Annotated in this window: 14 protein-coding genes; all 14 read left to right on the top strand. The window is 39.1% G+C overall.

The window, feature by feature from the left end:
* The first annotated feature begins 3 nt into the window (after window positions 1-3).
* The 14 genes from MHB45_RS10795 to MHB45_RS10730 all read left to right on the top strand — a co-directional run bounded on the left by MHB45_RS10795 (window position 4) and on the right by MHB45_RS10730 (window position 16,548).
* The gene (locus MHB45_RS10795; RefSeq protein WP_072273035.1) at window positions 4-1,629 is read left to right on the top strand and encodes a nitrite/sulfite reductase; all 1,626 of its coding nucleotides are present in this window, start codon (window positions 4-6) and stop codon (window positions 1,627-1,629) included.
* 20 nt (window positions 1,630-1,649) lie between these two features.
* The gene (locus tag MHB45_RS10790) at window positions 1,650-1,865 is read left to right on the top strand and encodes a DUF3906 family protein (protein WP_034306935.1); all 216 of its coding nucleotides are present in this window, start codon (window positions 1,650-1,652) and stop codon (window positions 1,863-1,865) included.
* Between the two features lie 19 nt (window positions 1,866-1,884).
* Window positions 1,885-2,661 carry a uroporphyrinogen-III C-methyltransferase gene (gene cobA / locus MHB45_RS10785; RefSeq protein WP_048680812.1) on the top strand — a complete coding sequence of 259 codons (777 nt, stop codon included), beginning with the start codon at window positions 1,885-1,887 and terminating at the stop codon, window positions 2,659-2,661.
* Window positions 2,661-3,422 carry a sirohydrochlorin chelatase gene (locus tag MHB45_RS10780; protein WP_048680816.1) on the top strand — a complete coding sequence of 254 codons (762 nt, stop codon included), beginning with the start codon at window positions 2,661-2,663 and terminating at the stop codon, window positions 3,420-3,422. Before cobA ends, MHB45_RS10780 begins: the two co-directional genes overlap by 1 nt.
* Complete coding sequence (locus MHB45_RS10775; protein ID WP_048680820.1) at window positions 3,403-4,035, top strand: NAD(P)-binding protein; 633 nt, start codon at window positions 3,403-3,405, stop codon at window positions 4,033-4,035. Before MHB45_RS10780 ends, MHB45_RS10775 begins: the two co-directional genes overlap by 20 nt.
* Before the next feature lie 152 nt (window positions 4,036-4,187).
* Window positions 4,188-5,087: a sulfite exporter TauE/SafE family protein gene (locus MHB45_RS10770; protein ID WP_048680824.1), complete on the top strand. Its 900-nt coding sequence runs from the start codon at window positions 4,188-4,190 to the stop codon at window positions 5,085-5,087.
* A gap of 792 nt (window positions 5,088-5,879) precedes the next feature.
* Window positions 5,880-6,398, top strand: coding sequence for a mismatch-specific DNA-glycosylase (locus tag MHB45_RS10765; protein WP_048680826.1), 519 nt, complete (start codon window positions 5,880-5,882; stop codon window positions 6,396-6,398).
* Between the two features lie 743 nt (window positions 6,399-7,141).
* Window positions 7,142-8,155, top strand: a complete 1,014-nt coding sequence (locus MHB45_RS10760) for a glycoside hydrolase family 15 protein (RefSeq protein ID WP_072273033.1) — start codon at window positions 7,142-7,144, stop codon at window positions 8,153-8,155.
* 246 nt (window positions 8,156-8,401) lie between these two features.
* The gene (gene glgB, locus MHB45_RS10755; protein WP_048680836.1) at window positions 8,402-10,342 is read left to right on the top strand and encodes a 1,4-alpha-glucan branching protein GlgB; all 1,941 of its coding nucleotides are present in this window, start codon (window positions 8,402-8,404) and stop codon (window positions 10,340-10,342) included.
* Complete coding sequence (locus tag MHB45_RS10750) at window positions 10,342-11,508, top strand: glucose-1-phosphate adenylyltransferase (protein WP_072273032.1); 1,167 nt, start codon at window positions 10,342-10,344, stop codon at window positions 11,506-11,508. Before glgB ends, MHB45_RS10750 begins: the two co-directional genes overlap by 1 nt.
* Before the next feature lie 17 nt (window positions 11,509-11,525).
* Window positions 11,526-12,632 carry a glucose-1-phosphate adenylyltransferase subunit GlgD gene (gene glgD, locus MHB45_RS10745; RefSeq protein WP_053535125.1) on the top strand — a complete coding sequence of 369 codons (1,107 nt, stop codon included), beginning with the start codon at window positions 11,526-11,528 and terminating at the stop codon, window positions 12,630-12,632.
* A gap of 16 nt (window positions 12,633-12,648) precedes the next feature.
* The gene (gene glgA, locus MHB45_RS10740) at window positions 12,649-14,085 is read left to right on the top strand and encodes a glycogen synthase GlgA (protein ID WP_048680845.1); all 1,437 of its coding nucleotides are present in this window, start codon (window positions 12,649-12,651) and stop codon (window positions 14,083-14,085) included.
* A gap of 126 nt (window positions 14,086-14,211) precedes the next feature.
* Entirely contained in the window at window positions 14,212-15,717 is a 1,506-nt protein-coding gene (gene cls, locus MHB45_RS10735; RefSeq protein ID WP_340907870.1) for a cardiolipin synthase, read from the top strand.
* Window positions 15,718-15,792: 75 nt separating this feature from the next.
* A complete protein-coding gene (locus tag MHB45_RS10730) occupies window positions 15,793-16,548 on the top strand; it encodes an exodeoxyribonuclease III (protein WP_048680852.1) in 756 nt (251 codons plus the stop codon).
* The last annotated feature ends 32 nt before the right edge of the window (window positions 16,549-16,580 follow it).

Below are 16,580 nucleotides of genomic sequence, written 5' to 3'. Positions count from 1 at the left end.
GTAATGGTTTACGAGAAATTTTGGTCGGAAAATCCACTAATCGCTAAAAATAAAACGGAAATCTGGAAATTGGAAAAAGACGGCTTGAAGATATTTGATGATATTCCACATTACGCAGCAAATGGGTTTGATTCCATCCCTAAAGAGAAATGGGATATGTTCAAGTGGGCAGGTTTATACCTGCAACGGCCAAAAGAAGCTGGTTATTGGATGATGCGAGTCGTTATTCCCGGAGGTATCCTGACTTATGATCAACAAATAACTCTAGCTAACATCGCTAAAGATTACGGGAGGGACGTATATGACATTACAACCCGTCAAGCCATTCAATTCCATTGGCTGACCATCGAACAGGTCCCGGACATATTGAACCGTTTAGAAAAGGTTGGAATGACTACGGCTGGGGCTTGTGGTGATATAACCCGTAATATCATCGGTAATGCATTGGCAGGCATCGATCCTGATGAACTTTTTGATACACGCGAGGTACTTTATGATGTATTTGAGTATTTCCGCCTTAACGAAGACTATTCGAACCTTCCGAGGAAATATAAAATGTCCATAAGTGCCAATATCCATAATGCTTCAAATGCTGAAATCAACTGTGTTTCATTCAATCCAGCTACTAAAGTAATGGATGGAGTAACGGAAGTCGGTTTTCACGTAAAAGTAGGGGGTGGGCTTTCCTCCGTTCCGATGCTGGCAGAAGAACTTGACTTATTCATTTTACCTGAAAAAACTGTGGAAGTGGCTGCCGCCATCACGACGATATTCCGTGACTTTGGGTACCGTGAAAAGCGTCATCGCTCACGTTTGAAATTTCTTGTCGCTGACTGGGGTCCTGAACAATTCAAGGAAAAATTGCTGGAATACACCGGTCCGCTTCCTGATAAGGGAGAAAGTGCGGTGAAGGGATGGAATGCAGGGTATTTCTACGGCATCCATAAACAAAAGCAAGATGGTCTGAACTATGTTGGCGTCAATATACCAGTTGGTCGTCTAAACCCAGACGAAGTAATCGAGTTTGCCGAACTTGCAAAAAAATATGGAAATGGTGAAATCCGCAACTGTAATTCTCAAAATCTAATCATTCCTAATGTGCCGGATGCAAAACTTGAGGAATTAAAGCAGGAATCCATCTTCGAAAGATTTCCATATCAACCAAAGAAATTCATTGGGTATTCCGTTTCGTGTACAGGCATCGAGTATTGCAACCTGGCTCTAGTTGAAACGAAAAACCGAATGAGGACCATTTCTGAATCACTGGACAAGGAAATAGATCTCGATGTGCCTGTAAGGATGCATATGGTCGGCTGTCCGAATAATTGCGGTCAAAGAGCCATCGCTGAAATAGGGCTGCAAGGCATAAAAATGAAAAACCAGGATAAAAAGATGGTCGAGGCTTTTGAGATATACGTTGGAGGAACGCTGAATGAGGGCGGGAAGTTCAATGAAAAGCTTAAAGGAAAAGTGGAAGCTGAAAAACTCCATCATGTTCTGAAAGAAATGATCCTATTTTTCAAAGAAACAAAACTACAATCCGAAACCTTTCTCGATTTTGTGGAAAGGGTAGGGGTAGACGAATTACAAAGTAAACTTGATGATATATTAGCGGAAGTGGCCGTTTAATAGGGGAAGGTAAGCATTCCATGAATCTATACCGTTTTGAAGTCACTATCAAGGAAAAACCAATTCATGTCATCATTGTTGCCGATTCAGATGAAAAGGCGTTTGAACTTGTTGATATCGAGCTGGAAAAGCATTATTTGAAAATGCCTGAAGTGGATGACATCTCATTATATGAAAAAAGGAAAATTAAAAATGGAGCAGGTTTCGTTTTATCGGAATTCGAAACAATTCTCTAAGGGAAGGCAGGATGCAAAAATGGGGAAAGTATATCTAGTAGGAGCCGGTCCCGGAGATCCAGATTTAATTACATTAAAAGGATTAAAATGCATCCAAGAAGCTGATGTCATTTTATATGATCGACTTGTCAATAAAGAACTTTTGAATCATGCAAAAGACGGTGTCGAGCTGATTAATTGCGGTAAACTGCCGGATTATCATTTGTTGCAGCAGGATACCATCAATCGGTTCCTCGTTAAATATGCAAAAAAGGGAAAAATAGTCACCCGTTTGAAAGGCGGCGATCCATTCGTCTTTGGAAGAGGCGGTGAGGAAGCGGAAGCCCTTGCCAAAAGTGGCGTAAGTTTTGAAATCGTACCTGGAATTACGGCTGGAATCGCCGCTACAGCCTATGCTGGAATTCCAGTTACACATAGGGACCATGCGTCATCATTTGCAATTGTTACCGGTCATCGAAAAAAAGATGAAGAGGATAATATCAAGTGGGAATCCCTTGCAAAAGGAATCGATACATTAGCCATTTATATGGGTGTTAAAAACCTGCCATATATTCAAGGAAAACTTTTGGAACACGGAAAAAGCCCAGAGACTCCGGTAGCCCTTATTCATTGGGGTACATTAACAACGCAAAAAACAGCTGTCAGTACGTTGGCTAAAGTAGTGGAAACCGCCAATAACGAACAAATTTCGAATCCTTGCATGATAGTCGTGGGAGATGTCGTTAATTTACGGGAAAAAATCAAATGGTTTGAAGGAAAACAAACCGAAAATTTGTTGACGAATGAGGCCTTTTAATGGAAGCCATTTTATATATTTGCCATGGCAGCCGTGTTAAAGAAGCTTCAGCCCAAGCCATTGATTTTATTAAAGTTTGTATGCAAGCACAGCCATATTCCATTCAAGAGTATTGCTTCTTGGAATTGGAAACTCCTACGATTGAAGAGGCCTACGAACGATGCATTCAAAAAGGTGCGACGAGAATATTGGCCATTCCAGTTCTATTGCTGACAGCTGTACATGCAAAACATGATATTCCAGTCATATTGAATAAAATGAAAGAACGGTACCCTGCCGTTGACTTGAGATACGGAAGGCCGATTGGTGTCAGCGAGAAAATGGTTGATATTTTAGTGGAACGGTTGGAGGAAACAAATGTAAGTGTTACGGAGGGTTCCTTGGTATTATTGGTTGGAAGGGGCAGCAGTGATCCCGACGTGAAAAGGGATTTGTCTCGATTGGCCGATTTGCTAAGGAACAGGTTTCCAAAAATACGGGTGCAAGAGTGTTATTTGACGGCTGCCACACCAAGCTTTGGAGAAGCGTTGGAATTTGCGGTGGAATCTCGATCAAACCAAGTATTTATCATTCCATACCTATTGTTTACAGGTCTCTTAATGAAGTCGATTGAAAATAGTATAAAAAAGATCCAAAAAAAGGGGAAGCAAAGAATCATACTTTGCCGATATTTAGGTTATCACCCAAAGATTGAACAAGCAATTTCGGAACGAATTCATGAAGTGAGTGGGGAGGCAGCCTATGTATCCAATTACGCTTAATATCGAGAACAGAAAGTGTGTCATCATCGGCGGTGGTAAAATAGCTTACTTTAAAGCGGGCCCGTTATTGGAAGCTGGTGCTGAAGTTACCGTCGTAAGCCCCGAAATATGCACAAGTTTTCAAGTGTTGGAGAAAGAAGGTAAGATTCGGGTCTTACTTAAAGAAGTGGAAGAAACTGACTATAAAGATGCATTTTTAATCATTGTTGCTACCAATTCTACTGAAGTAAATGAACGAGTTTACGAGAACGCATCCGAAAGTCAGTTGGTTAACGTAATCAGCAATCATGAGTTGGGCAATTTTCATATACCGGCCACATTGAATAGAGGCATGCTTTCCATAAGTGTTTCTACCAATGGAGCAAGTCCAACGCTCGCAAAAAAAATACGGAATGACCTAGGTAAAGTATATGATGAATCATATGAAGAATATCTTGAATTCCTTTTTGAAGCAAGAATGATTATAAAGAATGGGTCATTTTCAAAAGAAGAAAAATCTAAATTATTGAAAGATTCAATAGAGGATATTTATAAATATTCCTTAAAAGAAAGATATCGTTTTTTAGCTAGGCTTTTACCAGTAGAAGCTGAAGAAAATATATCATTGGGCTGATCAGAAAAACTGAAGGCACCTAACCAACATGTCATTTCATTTTGGTTAGGTGCCTCTTTGTGTCTTAAAGGAAATCTAAATGATTTATACAGGCAAACGGTACCATCGGGTCGATGATATAGGTTCTATTTTAGTGAAAAAAGGGGAATGTCATGAAAAAGTTAATCGTTTTGGCCTTTATCGGGTTTTTAGCCCAATTAATTGATGGTTCGCTTGGAATGGGGTATGGAGTGAGTTCCACTTCCTTATTGTTGACATTCGGGATTGCCCCTGCAGTTGCATCAGCATCCGTTCATTTATCGGAAGTAGTGACAACAGCAGTATCCGGAGCTTCACATATAAAGTTTGGGAACGTGGATAAAAATATGGTCTATCGCTTGATCATTCCAGGTTCTATAGGTGCATTTGTAGGTGCATGTTTTCTGAGTAACCTGCCAGCCGAATTAGCAAAACCGTATATTGCCATATTTTTATTTGGTCTTGGTGTATACGTTTTATTCCGCTTTTTATTTATTTTTAAACCGTCAAAGGAAAATGAAACCGTAAGGCCATTGACCGCAAAACAATCCATTCCGTTAGGCCTTTTTGCAGGCTTTTGTGATGCAACAGGCGGAGGCGGTTGGGGACCGATTGCAACACCTGTTTTATTGTCAAAAAAAGGCATGACGGCGAGAAAAGCTGTAGGAACTGTAGATACGAGTGAATTTGCCATTGCTTTCTTTGGAAGTCTTGGCTTTATCATTTCTCTTGGATGGGAAGCTGTCAATTGGCTTTGGGTCGTAGCGTTGATAATTGGTGGAGTGGTTGCCGCACCAATTGCAGCCTGGCTCGTCAGGATGCTTCCTGCTCAATTAATGGGTGTTTTAGTGGGCGGTTTCATTATCTTAATCAATGTAAGAACATTATTAGCTACATGGATTCCGATTGAAGCCCATATATACATCTATACTGGCATCGTCATAATATGGTTTTCTGGAATTCTTCTTACCATCAATAAGATGGCCAATGCGAGAAAACATGATCATATCGAACACCGCCAGAATGTTTCCTGATTCCCGAGTTTGAAAGAAGCGAATGTACACAAGAAGCATATTCCGATGCGTAAATAAACTCGTAGGTATGTATGTACCTACGAGTAAAGTCTTTTGCCAAATGGAATTCCGACTATAAATTTGGTGCGGTTTTAATAAAGGATCTTGATCTCATTTAATAGATTCATTACCCTTTTTTGCTTTCCTAGGGAACTATTACTTTTACTCTATCGAATTTAAATCCCTGCCTGTTTGGATATCAGCATTTGATTGATGGAGGATAATTCAGCGTCCCGAAAGACCCGTTATTTCCACCAGAAATAACGGGTCTTTCGCTTGTCTCCGTGCCTACAATTGGTCTTCAGTTCACTACCAGTAAATGAATGGGCAAATTGAATGCACTCAGCTACATTCTTAATGTCCTTCAGCTGTCTGTCATTTCCGACGATGAGTACATGAAAATCGCGGATATCCTTTAATTTAAATCCCTGCAAGCTTTGAAAAGCATGCAGATTTTTGCTTTATGCCGGGACATCGGAAAAATCGGTTTATCAATTTATTCCTTGGAAAAAAATCTTTACCTGCTGCTGTGGTATCCTTTTCATAGCTAATTTCTGGTAGTGTGTCCGGTGAATGCGAACGTAATGTTTTAGGAGCTATAGGTCTTCAATATACAATTTGTCAGGTCTTCACCCATATTATGGAGCCATCATCGTTCATCCATTTAAACCGTTATTTTAGTTTTTAAAGGTAGTTAAATATTTTTCAGTTCTGTACAATGATTAAATAGCAAATTTGAAAAGGAGTTTTAAAATGGAAGGCATCTCTGATCATTTAAAGGAAAATTTGGATATTTTGTTCGTAGGTTTCAATCCGAGCATTCGTTCAGGTGAGACTGGTCATCATTATGCGAATCCAAACAATCGCTTTTGGAAAATCCTCTTCGAGTCCGGGCTGACACCAAGGAAATATGAACCGACTGAAGACTCGTCATTACTGGATTTAGGTTATGGTTTTACCAATATCGTTTCCAGGCCTACAAAAGGAGCGGACGATATCACTAAAGATGAGTACATAAAAGGAAGGAAACAATTAGAAAGGAAAATAAAAAAGTATAAACCTAAACTTGTCTGTTTTGTAGGCAAGGGTGTCTATCAGGAATATCGTCAATTACGAAAAATCTCTTGGGGGCTGCAAGAAGAACCTACATCCAGTGAGACCATGGAATTCGTTGCCCCTTCTTCCAGCGGTTTAGTTAGAATGCCGATAAATGAGATCATCGAAATATATAGTGAGTTGCCCATTCTGCTTGGCCAGCTGAAAAGCACTTGAAGAAACTTATTAAAACTACGGTGAAATTATATGAGTCAGGATAATGGAATGGAAAAGCGATGGCTTTTTTCAGAGGTCAATGAAGGTGAAGGCTTTTGCCAAGGAGTAAAGGATTGTATACCTATTTTATGGGATACCTAAGTATCGGTTTTGCTAACAGGGTCGTAGATGCTTTCATACCTAGAATCGTTCCTTTGTCGCTCTTAGTACCTGAATGGGGCATCGAATGCTAAAGCATGAGCAAGCGGCCTTAATGGCGGCGCTGTTTGCACATATAACAGGTCTTTTCACTTTAGGATAATGGGTTGAATTTGGCCGCAGCTTTTCCAGCTTTTCTGGTTGCCGTTTTTACGAGAAGATATTGGGTACGGTTATGATTGGCTTGCTTTCCTTGATGAAATTACGAAATTTCTTTTAATCATTACTAAACATTTTAATGATAGGCCGATATAACCAGTAATGGCTTGCCATTACTGGGTTTTTATTTCCCAAGTACATATTTCATAAACCGCAACTTTTTGAGTTCGTTACCGTTAGGCAAATAACGCTTTTTAATGAACATTGGAAGCTTGATTATCAAAAAGGCCAGTGATTACATAAACTAGGGTGAATGTACTTCTGAAAGGTCGTTTTGGTTAGCAGAAATGAAAGCGCTTCTAATTGAAAATGAAACAACCAACGTTTAGAAAACGGGAGTCTGTCTACAATGGGAATAAGCAAATAACTATGGAGGTGCTCAATTGATGAATGTTAATGGTGCCCTAGAGGTTCTTGATCGCATGCGGCTTCCTAATGGTGCATATACTGCAAGCGTTTCCGATGATTATAATTATGTCTGGATAAGGGATGTCGTTTATACAGTAATACCTTTTATAAATGATCCGTCCAATCGTTACGAAAAAGCATATCATGCTTTATTCGACTTATTTCAAACCTATGAGTGGAAGATAGATATTCATACGGTGCAGAAACCCCAGTTTCTATTTGAACATATCCATGCAAGGTATTCCACTGAGCTTAAAGAACTGCCCGATGAGTGGGGGCATGCCCAAAATGATGCGGTAGGTGCCTTTTTATGGGGTGTCGGTGAAGGATATAGGCATGGTAAAAAGGTGATAAGAAACCAACGTGATTTAGAAATTGTCCAAAAGCTGGTCAATTACTTGGAATGCCTGCAATATTGGCAGTCGGAAGATAACGGGATGTGGGAAGAAAATATAGAAATCCACGCTTCAAGCATAGGTGCATGTGTTGCTGGATTGAATTCGGTCAAAATGCTGGTAAACGTCAAGGAAGAACTGATTAAAAAGGGAGAAGAAACACTTCGTTTCCTGCTTCCAAGGGAAAGTTATACAAAAGAGACGGATTTAGCCCTTTTATCGTTGATTTATCCGTATCGGCTGGTAGACCGTGAAATAGCACTTGAAATATTGAAGAATGTCACAGAGAGACTGGAAAGAACAAATGGTTGCATTAGATATGAGAAGGACCTTTATTATAATGACGGTCAAGAAGCGGAATGGTGTTTCGGGCTTCCATGGTTGGGCTTATGCTACCTTGAACTTGGCATGATGAACAAAGTTAATGAATATATAGATAAAACAAAAATGATCATTCCGGAAAATTGGGAAGTTCCTGAGTTATATATTGGAGGCAGTAATATACCAAACGGGAATACTCCTTTGGCATGGTCAGTCTCATTATCCTATTTATTCTTGACGAAGACTTCCATGATTCGAACTGAACAAATAACATGAAGCATTCATACTGGATACCTTAAAACTCTTCCTAAAAAAAGGGAAGAGTTTTTCTTGGTATAATAATATTTTTACAATAAATGTCTTTTTTCTTTAAAAAAGTGTTTAAATTTACAAAAAAACGGCTATTTATAACAATAACTTCACCTCCATTTGAAGGATTAATATCATTTTCATCGAATATATATAATAACTGGGGAAGGATGGGTAAAATACTATCGAGTTAATACTGATGGAGGGGTTTTATTGAGTACAATTATTGACCAGCTACAAGAGATTTATCCAAGCGATTTCGATTTGTATTTGTTTCATGAAGGCACCCTTTATGAAAGCTATAAAATGCTTGGGGCACACATTGTGACAACATTAGGTAATGAAGGAGTACGCTTCACCGTTTGGGCCCCCCATGCCAAGCAAGTTTCAGTAGTCGGTAATTTTAATAATTGGGACGGAAAAGATCATGAGATGAAACGGATCGAGCGTTCAGGTATCTGGGTGTTGTTCGTACCAGGATTACAAGAAGGGGAACTCTATAAATATGAAATACATACACCCGGAAATAAACGTATCCTAAAAGCCGATCCATATGCCTTTTATTCGGAGGTCAGACCAAATACTGCTTCGGTCATTAAAAGGCTGGATAATTTTGAATGGCAAGATTCGAAGTGGATAGCCGATAGGAAAAAGGAAAACATTTATCAAAAACCCATGTCCATTTATGAAGTGCACCCAGGAACATGGAAACAGAAAGAAGATGGTGAATTTTATTCGTACCGTGAATTGGCTGATAGATTAGTTGAATATGTGATTGATAATAGTTTTACACATATTGAAATCATGGCCATAATGGAACACCCTTTTGATAAATCGTGGGGATACCAGGTCACGGGTTATTATTCCGTAAACAGTCGGTACGGTTCACCGGAAGATTTTAAATATTTAATTAACCTTTGCCACCAAAAGGGCATAGGAGTAATCCTTGACTGGGTTCCCGCCCATTTTTGTAAAGACGCGCATGGACTTTCCCGTTTTGATGGTACACCTCTCTATGAACCAATTGATTACACGAGAGCAGATCGCCCGTTATGGGGGACATACAATTTTGATTTTACTAAACCAGAAGTAATCAGTTTCCTTATATCAAATGTAATGTTTTGGATGGATGTATACCATATTGATGGGGTCCGTGTCGATGCGGTATCGTCAATGGTTTACTTGAATCATGATAATCCATTGCCGGTCAAGCTGAAAAACCAGTTTGGCGGTGAGGAAAACCTGGAAGCCATACAATTTTTACAAAAACTTAACGAAGTGGTTTTCAAGAAATTTCCCAATGCATTAATGATGGCAGAAGAAGCGACAGACCGGCCACTTATAACTTCTCCTACCGATATAGGCGGCCTGGGCTTTAATTACAAATGGAATATGGGATGGACTAACGATATCCTTCGTTATATGAAACTTGAAACAAATGAAAGGCCATATCATCATAACCTCTTAACCTTTTCATTTTTCTATGCTTTTTCAGAAAATTTCGTCTTGCCCTTTTCACATGATGAAGTGGTTCATGGCAAGAAGTCATTATTGAATAAAATGCCAGGTGACTATTGGCAGAAGTTTGCAAATTTACGGTTACTTTTTGGGTATTTCATGACGCATCCTGGAAAGAAGCTTCTATTTATGGGAGGAGAATTTGGCCAATTCATAGAATGGAAAGATGAGGAACAATTGGATTGGCTGCTTTTGGAATATGAATCCCACGAAAAGATGGCATATTACTTCCGTACCCTTCAGGATTTTTACAGCCAAACTTCCTCCCTTTGGAGACTGGATCATGTCCAGGAAGGTTTTGAATGGATCGATCCGAACAATAGTGAACAAAGTATCATCACCTTTATGAGAAAAGGTAAACGCAAAGGCGATTATTGCATTGTTGTCTGTAATTTTTCTGCACAGGCTCATGCTCACTATCAAATAGGTGTACCATCCCAAGGGAAATATATAGAAGTTTTCAGCAGTGATTCAGCAGCTTTCGGAGGATCGGGTCAGATCAATGAAGAACCCATTAATGTCAAAAAGATACCATACCATAATCAACCATACAGCATGGAAATAACTGTACCTCCATTAGGCATTTCTATTTTTATGAAGCAAACAAAAAAAAGACGGGGGAGAGTGACCGAATAATGGGAGCGAAAAAATGGATAGCAATGTTATTGGCAGGAGGCCAGGGTTCAAGGTTAGGTGAATTGACGATTGGTTTGGCAAAACCAGCTGTTCCCTTTGGCGGTAAATATAGAATCATCGATTTTCCATTAAGTAACTGCACTCATTCTGGTATAGATACGGTTGGGGTATTGACCCAATACCAGCCATTGATTCTAAATGATTATGTTGGTAATGGCAAAGTTTGGGACCTTGATTTGGATGTTGGCGGAGTTTCCGTACTTCCCCCTTATCAAGGGAAAGAAGGCGGTGAATGGTATAAAGGGACGGCAAATGCTGTTTATCAAAATATCCAATACATTGATAACTATGATCCGGAACATGTACTGATTCTCTCTGGTGACCATATTTATAAGATGGACTACAGTAAGATGCTGGATTATCACATCGAAAAAAATGCAGAGGCAACAATAGCGGTCATTCAAGTGCCGTGGCAGGAAGCAAGTCGTTTCGGAATCATGAATACCAATGATGATGATAAAGTCACACAATTTGACGAAAAACCAAAGTATCCAAAAAGTAACCTCGCTTCCATGGGAGTTTACCTTTTCAATTGGAAAACCCTAAGACGTTATTTAATCAATGATGAAAAAGACGAAAATTCTTCCAATGATTTTGGCAGCAACATCATTCCAAAAATGCTAGAAGATCGAAAGAAGCTATATGCCTACCGTTTTAATGATTATTGGAAAGATGTTGGAACGGTCGAAAGCCTTTGGCAGGCACATATGGACTTATTGGAGGATACACCAAATTTCCAGTTGGATGATCAGCAATGGAAAATTTTTGCACGCAATGCAAATCATCCGCCGCAATATATATCACCGGATGCCGAGGTCAGTCAGTCGCTTATCAATGAAGGATGCATGATTCATGGGAACATTGAACATTCGGTTTTATCCTATAATGTACAGGTGGGCTATGGGTCAACCATAAAAGATTCAGTCATCATGCCTAATGTCACGATTGGTGAAAACGTTCATATAGAAAGAAGCATCATAGCCAGTAATTGTGTTATAGAAGATGGTGCCGTAGTTGGCGATTCAGCTGTTACATCCGATATTACCTTAATTGGTGAAAATCAGACCATTCTCAATCCAAACAAAAAAAAGATCACTCTTAACTAGAAAAAGGGGAAGATGCTATGGAAAATGTGTTGGGTATTATTAACTTAATCAATGAAAGACAACATTTAAAAGATCTGACTGCTCACCGTAATGTGGCATCTGTGCCATTTGGTGGACGCTACCGCTTGATTGACTTTACTATGTCGAATTTCATTAATGCAGATGTATCAAAAGTAGCCGTTTTTCCAAAAGAAAAGTATCTTTCAGTTATGGATCATCTTGGCTCAGGTAAAGAATGGAACTTGGATCGGCGTTCAGGAGGCTTATACATCTTGCCCCCTATCCATCCGGATGAAACGGTAACAGGCGATATGAAGCAATTTTATGATCATCTCAGCTTTTTCGAACGTGCAGAGGCAGATACTGTCATCATTTCCCCAGGAAGCCATGTATGCAAATTGGATTTTAATGAAGTGCTTGATTATCACAAAAAACATAAAGCGGATATCACGGTGGTATATAAGGATTATGTAGGGGAATTGATTGAAAAACCAATTTATCACACCTGCTCGGTAGATTCGGATGAAGACATAACTGACATTAGCTTTTATACCATCCCTAGACCTGGTGACCATGTTTGTCTAGAAACCTTCATCATAAGTAAAACGCTATTGGTGAACTTGATCAAAAGCTGTGTTGCCAGTGGGGAATATGACTTTTTGAAAGACGCTGTGAAAGCAAATCTTCATCGTTTTACCGTTAAAGGTTATAACTTTACTGGTGATATGCCATTCATCCATTCCATTGAAAGCTTTCATGCCAGTAATATGAATTTCCTGAACCCTTCGGTAATCCGTTCTTTCTTCGGGGATACTTGGGATGTTTATACGAAAATCAAACATGAGGCACCGACCAAATATTCAAGTTCTTCGAAGGTTACCAATTCATTGATAGCCAACGGTTGTGATATTGAAGGGATTGTCGAAAACAGTATACTCTTCCGTGGTGTAAAGGTGAAAAAGGGTGCGATAGTAAGAAATAGCATCATCATGCAAAAAGGCGTGATTGAAGAAGGAGCCATCGTTGAAAATATCATAACTGATAAAGAAGTGAGAGTTACTAGTGAAAAATCAGTAATTGGTTTAAAACAGCCTACTGTAATAAAAAAAGCGGAAGTAATTTAATAGAGGAGGTGCGGCAATGAATGTTGTATTTGCTGCTTCAGAATGCGCCCCTTTTATAAAAACGGGAGGGCTCGGAGACGTTATAGGCGCGCTCCCGAAAGCGCTGAAAAAACAGGGAGTCCATGTAAGTGTCATCCTACCTAAATACGGGGATCTTCCTAACCAATTCAAACAGGAATTGGAACATATGACGAGTATTGAAGTTCCAGTTGGTTGGCGCCAGCAATTTTGTGGCATCGAAAAGCTTGTTGCTAACGGAATTACATATTATTTTCTGGATAATGAATATTATTTCAAAAGGCATGGTAGTTATGGTTTCTTCGATGATGGCGAAAGGTTCGCCTTCTTTTCCCGTGCAATTTTAGAGGCATTACCCTATTTGGAAGAAAAACCGGATGTTATACACTGCCATGATTGGCAAACGGGCCTTGTCAGCGTTTTGATGAAAGCTCATTATCATAACCATCCATTCTATCAGGATATTAAAACGATATTTACGATACATAATTTACGCTATCAAGGAGTTTATCCTAAAGCTGTATTAGCTGAATTACTCGATTTGAGTGAGTTATATTTTAATATCGATGGTCTTGAATTTCATGGGAATGTAAGTTATTTGAAAGCGGGCCTGGCTTTTTCTAACATAGTCACAACGGTAAGCCCAAGTTATGCGGAAGAAATTCAGATACCTTATTTCGGGGAAAATCTGGATGGGTTTTTACGTAAGAGAAATGGTGACCTTAAAGGGATTATCAACGGAATCGATTATGAGGAATATAATCCTGCAGCAGATGAACATCTTGCTGTTCCATTCGATTCTTATGAGGGTAAGATGGAGAATAAACGTCAGCTACAGGAATCGCTGGGTCTTCCTGTCAATGATGACGTACCGGTTTTATCAATGGTAACTAGGCTTGTTGATCAAAAAGGAATAGATCTTGTTCTCCATGTTTTTCATGAAATGATGAACCAAGGAGTTCAATTCATTCTTTTAGGTACGGGTGAAGAGCAATATGAATCGGCATTTCGTCATTTAGCTGACCAATATCCAAATCAGGTTTCAGTCCATACATATTTTGATGAGGGGCTGGCAAGAAGGATATATGCAGGTTCTGATTTATTCCTGATGCCATCACAATTCGAACCATGTGGTATCGGCCAACTCTTGGCACTGCGTTATGGTACACTGCCTTTAGTGAGGGAAACTGGCGGACTTCGTGATACGGTCATACCGTATAACCAATTTACTGGTGAAGGCAATGGCTTCAGTTTTACGAATTATAATGCACACGATATGCTCCATACAATTGAGCAATCTGTTGGTCTGTACAAATTCCAGCCGAAAAGATGGAGGAAAATGGCCGAAAATGCAATGAAGTTAGACTTCAGTTGGACATCATCGTCATTAAAGTATATGGAGCTGTATGAAAGTTTGATTCCTGTCATGAAGTGATAACTGGATAGGTAATACACAAAGCACTTGCGAACATTGTTTTCGTAAGTGTTTTGTTTCTTTTACCATCAAATATGGGTATATGATATTTATATATAAAATATTGCTGTGTAGGAGAATGAAAAGATGAAAAGAAGAAGGATGGAAATTGTATTTTTATTTATATTAATTGCTTCAGTTTATATGATCCTGTTCACTCAAGTTAGCTTCGACGTGAAGCTATTTTTTATTGGATTATATATTTTGGTCATGTTTATCACCCTATTTTCACTCATGCTCGAAAATAGATTTGCCCACGAGACACTTTTATGGATGTATGTGCTTTTGTTTTTCCCGGTATTTGGATATGTGTTTTATCTATTCTCAGGTCAGCTCTATTTAAAGGGGTATTTATTCCGAAGTAAAAGGAAAAAAGATCGAGAAGAATGGAAGAGTCTTGTTACACGGGTATCCTCTCCAGATTTATCGTTCTTGAATGATCATCAGCAATCATTCGCAGCTTTTGCCAAAAATGCATCTGAGACCACCATTAGTACATCGTCGAAAACGGAAGTATTGAAAAATGGCAACGAAACGTTTACAGAAATCATAAGACAGTTAAAAAAAGCTGATAAATTCATCCATATTGAATACTATATTTTTCGTTCCGACAGGCTTGGTACTGAAATTATAGATATCCTTATTGAAAAAGCAAAAAATGGTGTGGAGGTTTTATTCATTTTTGATGCGGCAGGAAGCTTAAGCCTATCAAATAATGAAGTTAAACGGATGAAAAATGCAGGGATTAAAGCCTATCCATTTTCGCCATTGAAACACGGTTTTTTCAATCAAAAATTTAATTTTAGGAATCACCGTAAAATCATCATCATAGATGGGGAAGTTGGCTTTGTAGGAGGTTTAAACGTAGGAGAGGAATATTTAGGCCGAAATAAAAGCATTGGTTTTTGGAGAGATACACATATGGTCCTTAAAGGTGAAGCGGTATATATGCTTCATACCGTTTTCCTTTTGGATTGGGAATATGTCAGCGGTGAAGATGTATTGCAAGGACGTCCAGAATTCAAGAATAAAGTGGTACAAGGGGATGGAGCTGTCCAGGTGGTAGCAAGCGGACCTGATACACAACAGGGGATCATGAGTGATTTTTACTATTCACTCATCACGAACGCCACAAAATCAATCTGGATTGCAAGTCCATACTTCGTACCAAATCAAGCGATTAAAGCAGCAATTAAACATGCCGCAATTAAGGGGATACAAGTCAGGGTTATGGTTCCGGCAGTAAATGATGGGTTTTTAACCCAATATGGCAGTCGCTCCTATTTCGGTGAGCTGCTTCAATTCGGCGTAGAGGTATACACGTACAAAAAAGGTTTTCTACATCAGAAACTTATTATCGTAGATGGTGATATGGCATCCATAGGAACGGCAAATATGGATATGAGGAGTTTCCATCTGAATTTTGAAGTGAATGTCTTTCTTATGGGCAGCCGTACCATTGAAGATCTCATCACTCATTACAAAGAGGATATGATGGATAGTGACAAACTAGATCCTATCGGGTATAACAATCGTGGTTTACTGGAACGTTCAAAAGAATCATTTGCCAGATTGTTTTCGAATGTACTCTAATGGGAAAAAAAGCAGATAAATAGTATAGTTGAAATGTAAAGAAATTAATTGGCCATAAGGAGAATTTAAGAGATTATGAAATTGGTTTCCTGGAATGTAAATGGAATTAGAGCTTGTGTTAAAAAAGGATTTTTAGATTACTTTAAAGATGTGGATGCAGATATTTTCTGCCTTCAAGAAACTAAGCTTCAAGAAGGTCAGATTTCACTTGAGTTGGAAGGATACCATCAATATTGGAATTATGCACTGAAAAAAGGATATTCAGGTACAGCCATTTTCACGAAGGAAAAACCGCTTTCAGTGAAATATGGTGTAGGAGAGCTGGATGAGGAGCCGGAAGGCAGGATCATAACACTGGAATTCGAGAGTTTTTATATGGTGAATGTTTATACCCCCAATGCAAAAAGGGATTTATCAAGATTGAATTACCGTCTCGAATGGGAAGATGAGATGATAAAATATCTTAAGGAACTGGACTTGGTGAAGCCGGTTATCTTTTGTGGCGACCTCAATGTCGCACACCAGGAAATCGACTTGAAAAACCCAAAACCCAATATAGGGAATTCCGGTTTTACAAATGAAGAACGTGGAAAGATGACTGAATTACTTGATTCAGGGTTTATCGATACATTTCGTCATTTTTATCCAGACCAGGAAGGCTCTTATACTTGGTGGTCATATATGGCAAAAGTCAGGGAGCGGAATATTGGGTGGAGAATCGATTATTTCATTGTTTCAAAACGTCTGGCGGAATCTTTAATAGAGGCAAACATTCACTGCGATGTCATGGGCAGCGATCATTGCCCGGTCGTTTTGGAAACAAACCTCTAAATGGAATAAATTCGGTTAAATGGGGATACTAA

It is taken from the genome of Peribacillus sp. FSL K6-5616 (assembly GCF_038008245.1).
In the GTDB taxonomy this organism is placed as follows: Bacteria; Bacillota; Bacilli; order Bacillales; family DSM-1321; genus Peribacillus; species Peribacillus frigoritolerans.
The sequence above is the reverse complement of the archived record's forward strand: the minus strand, read 5'-3'. Positions and strand labels throughout refer to the sequence as shown.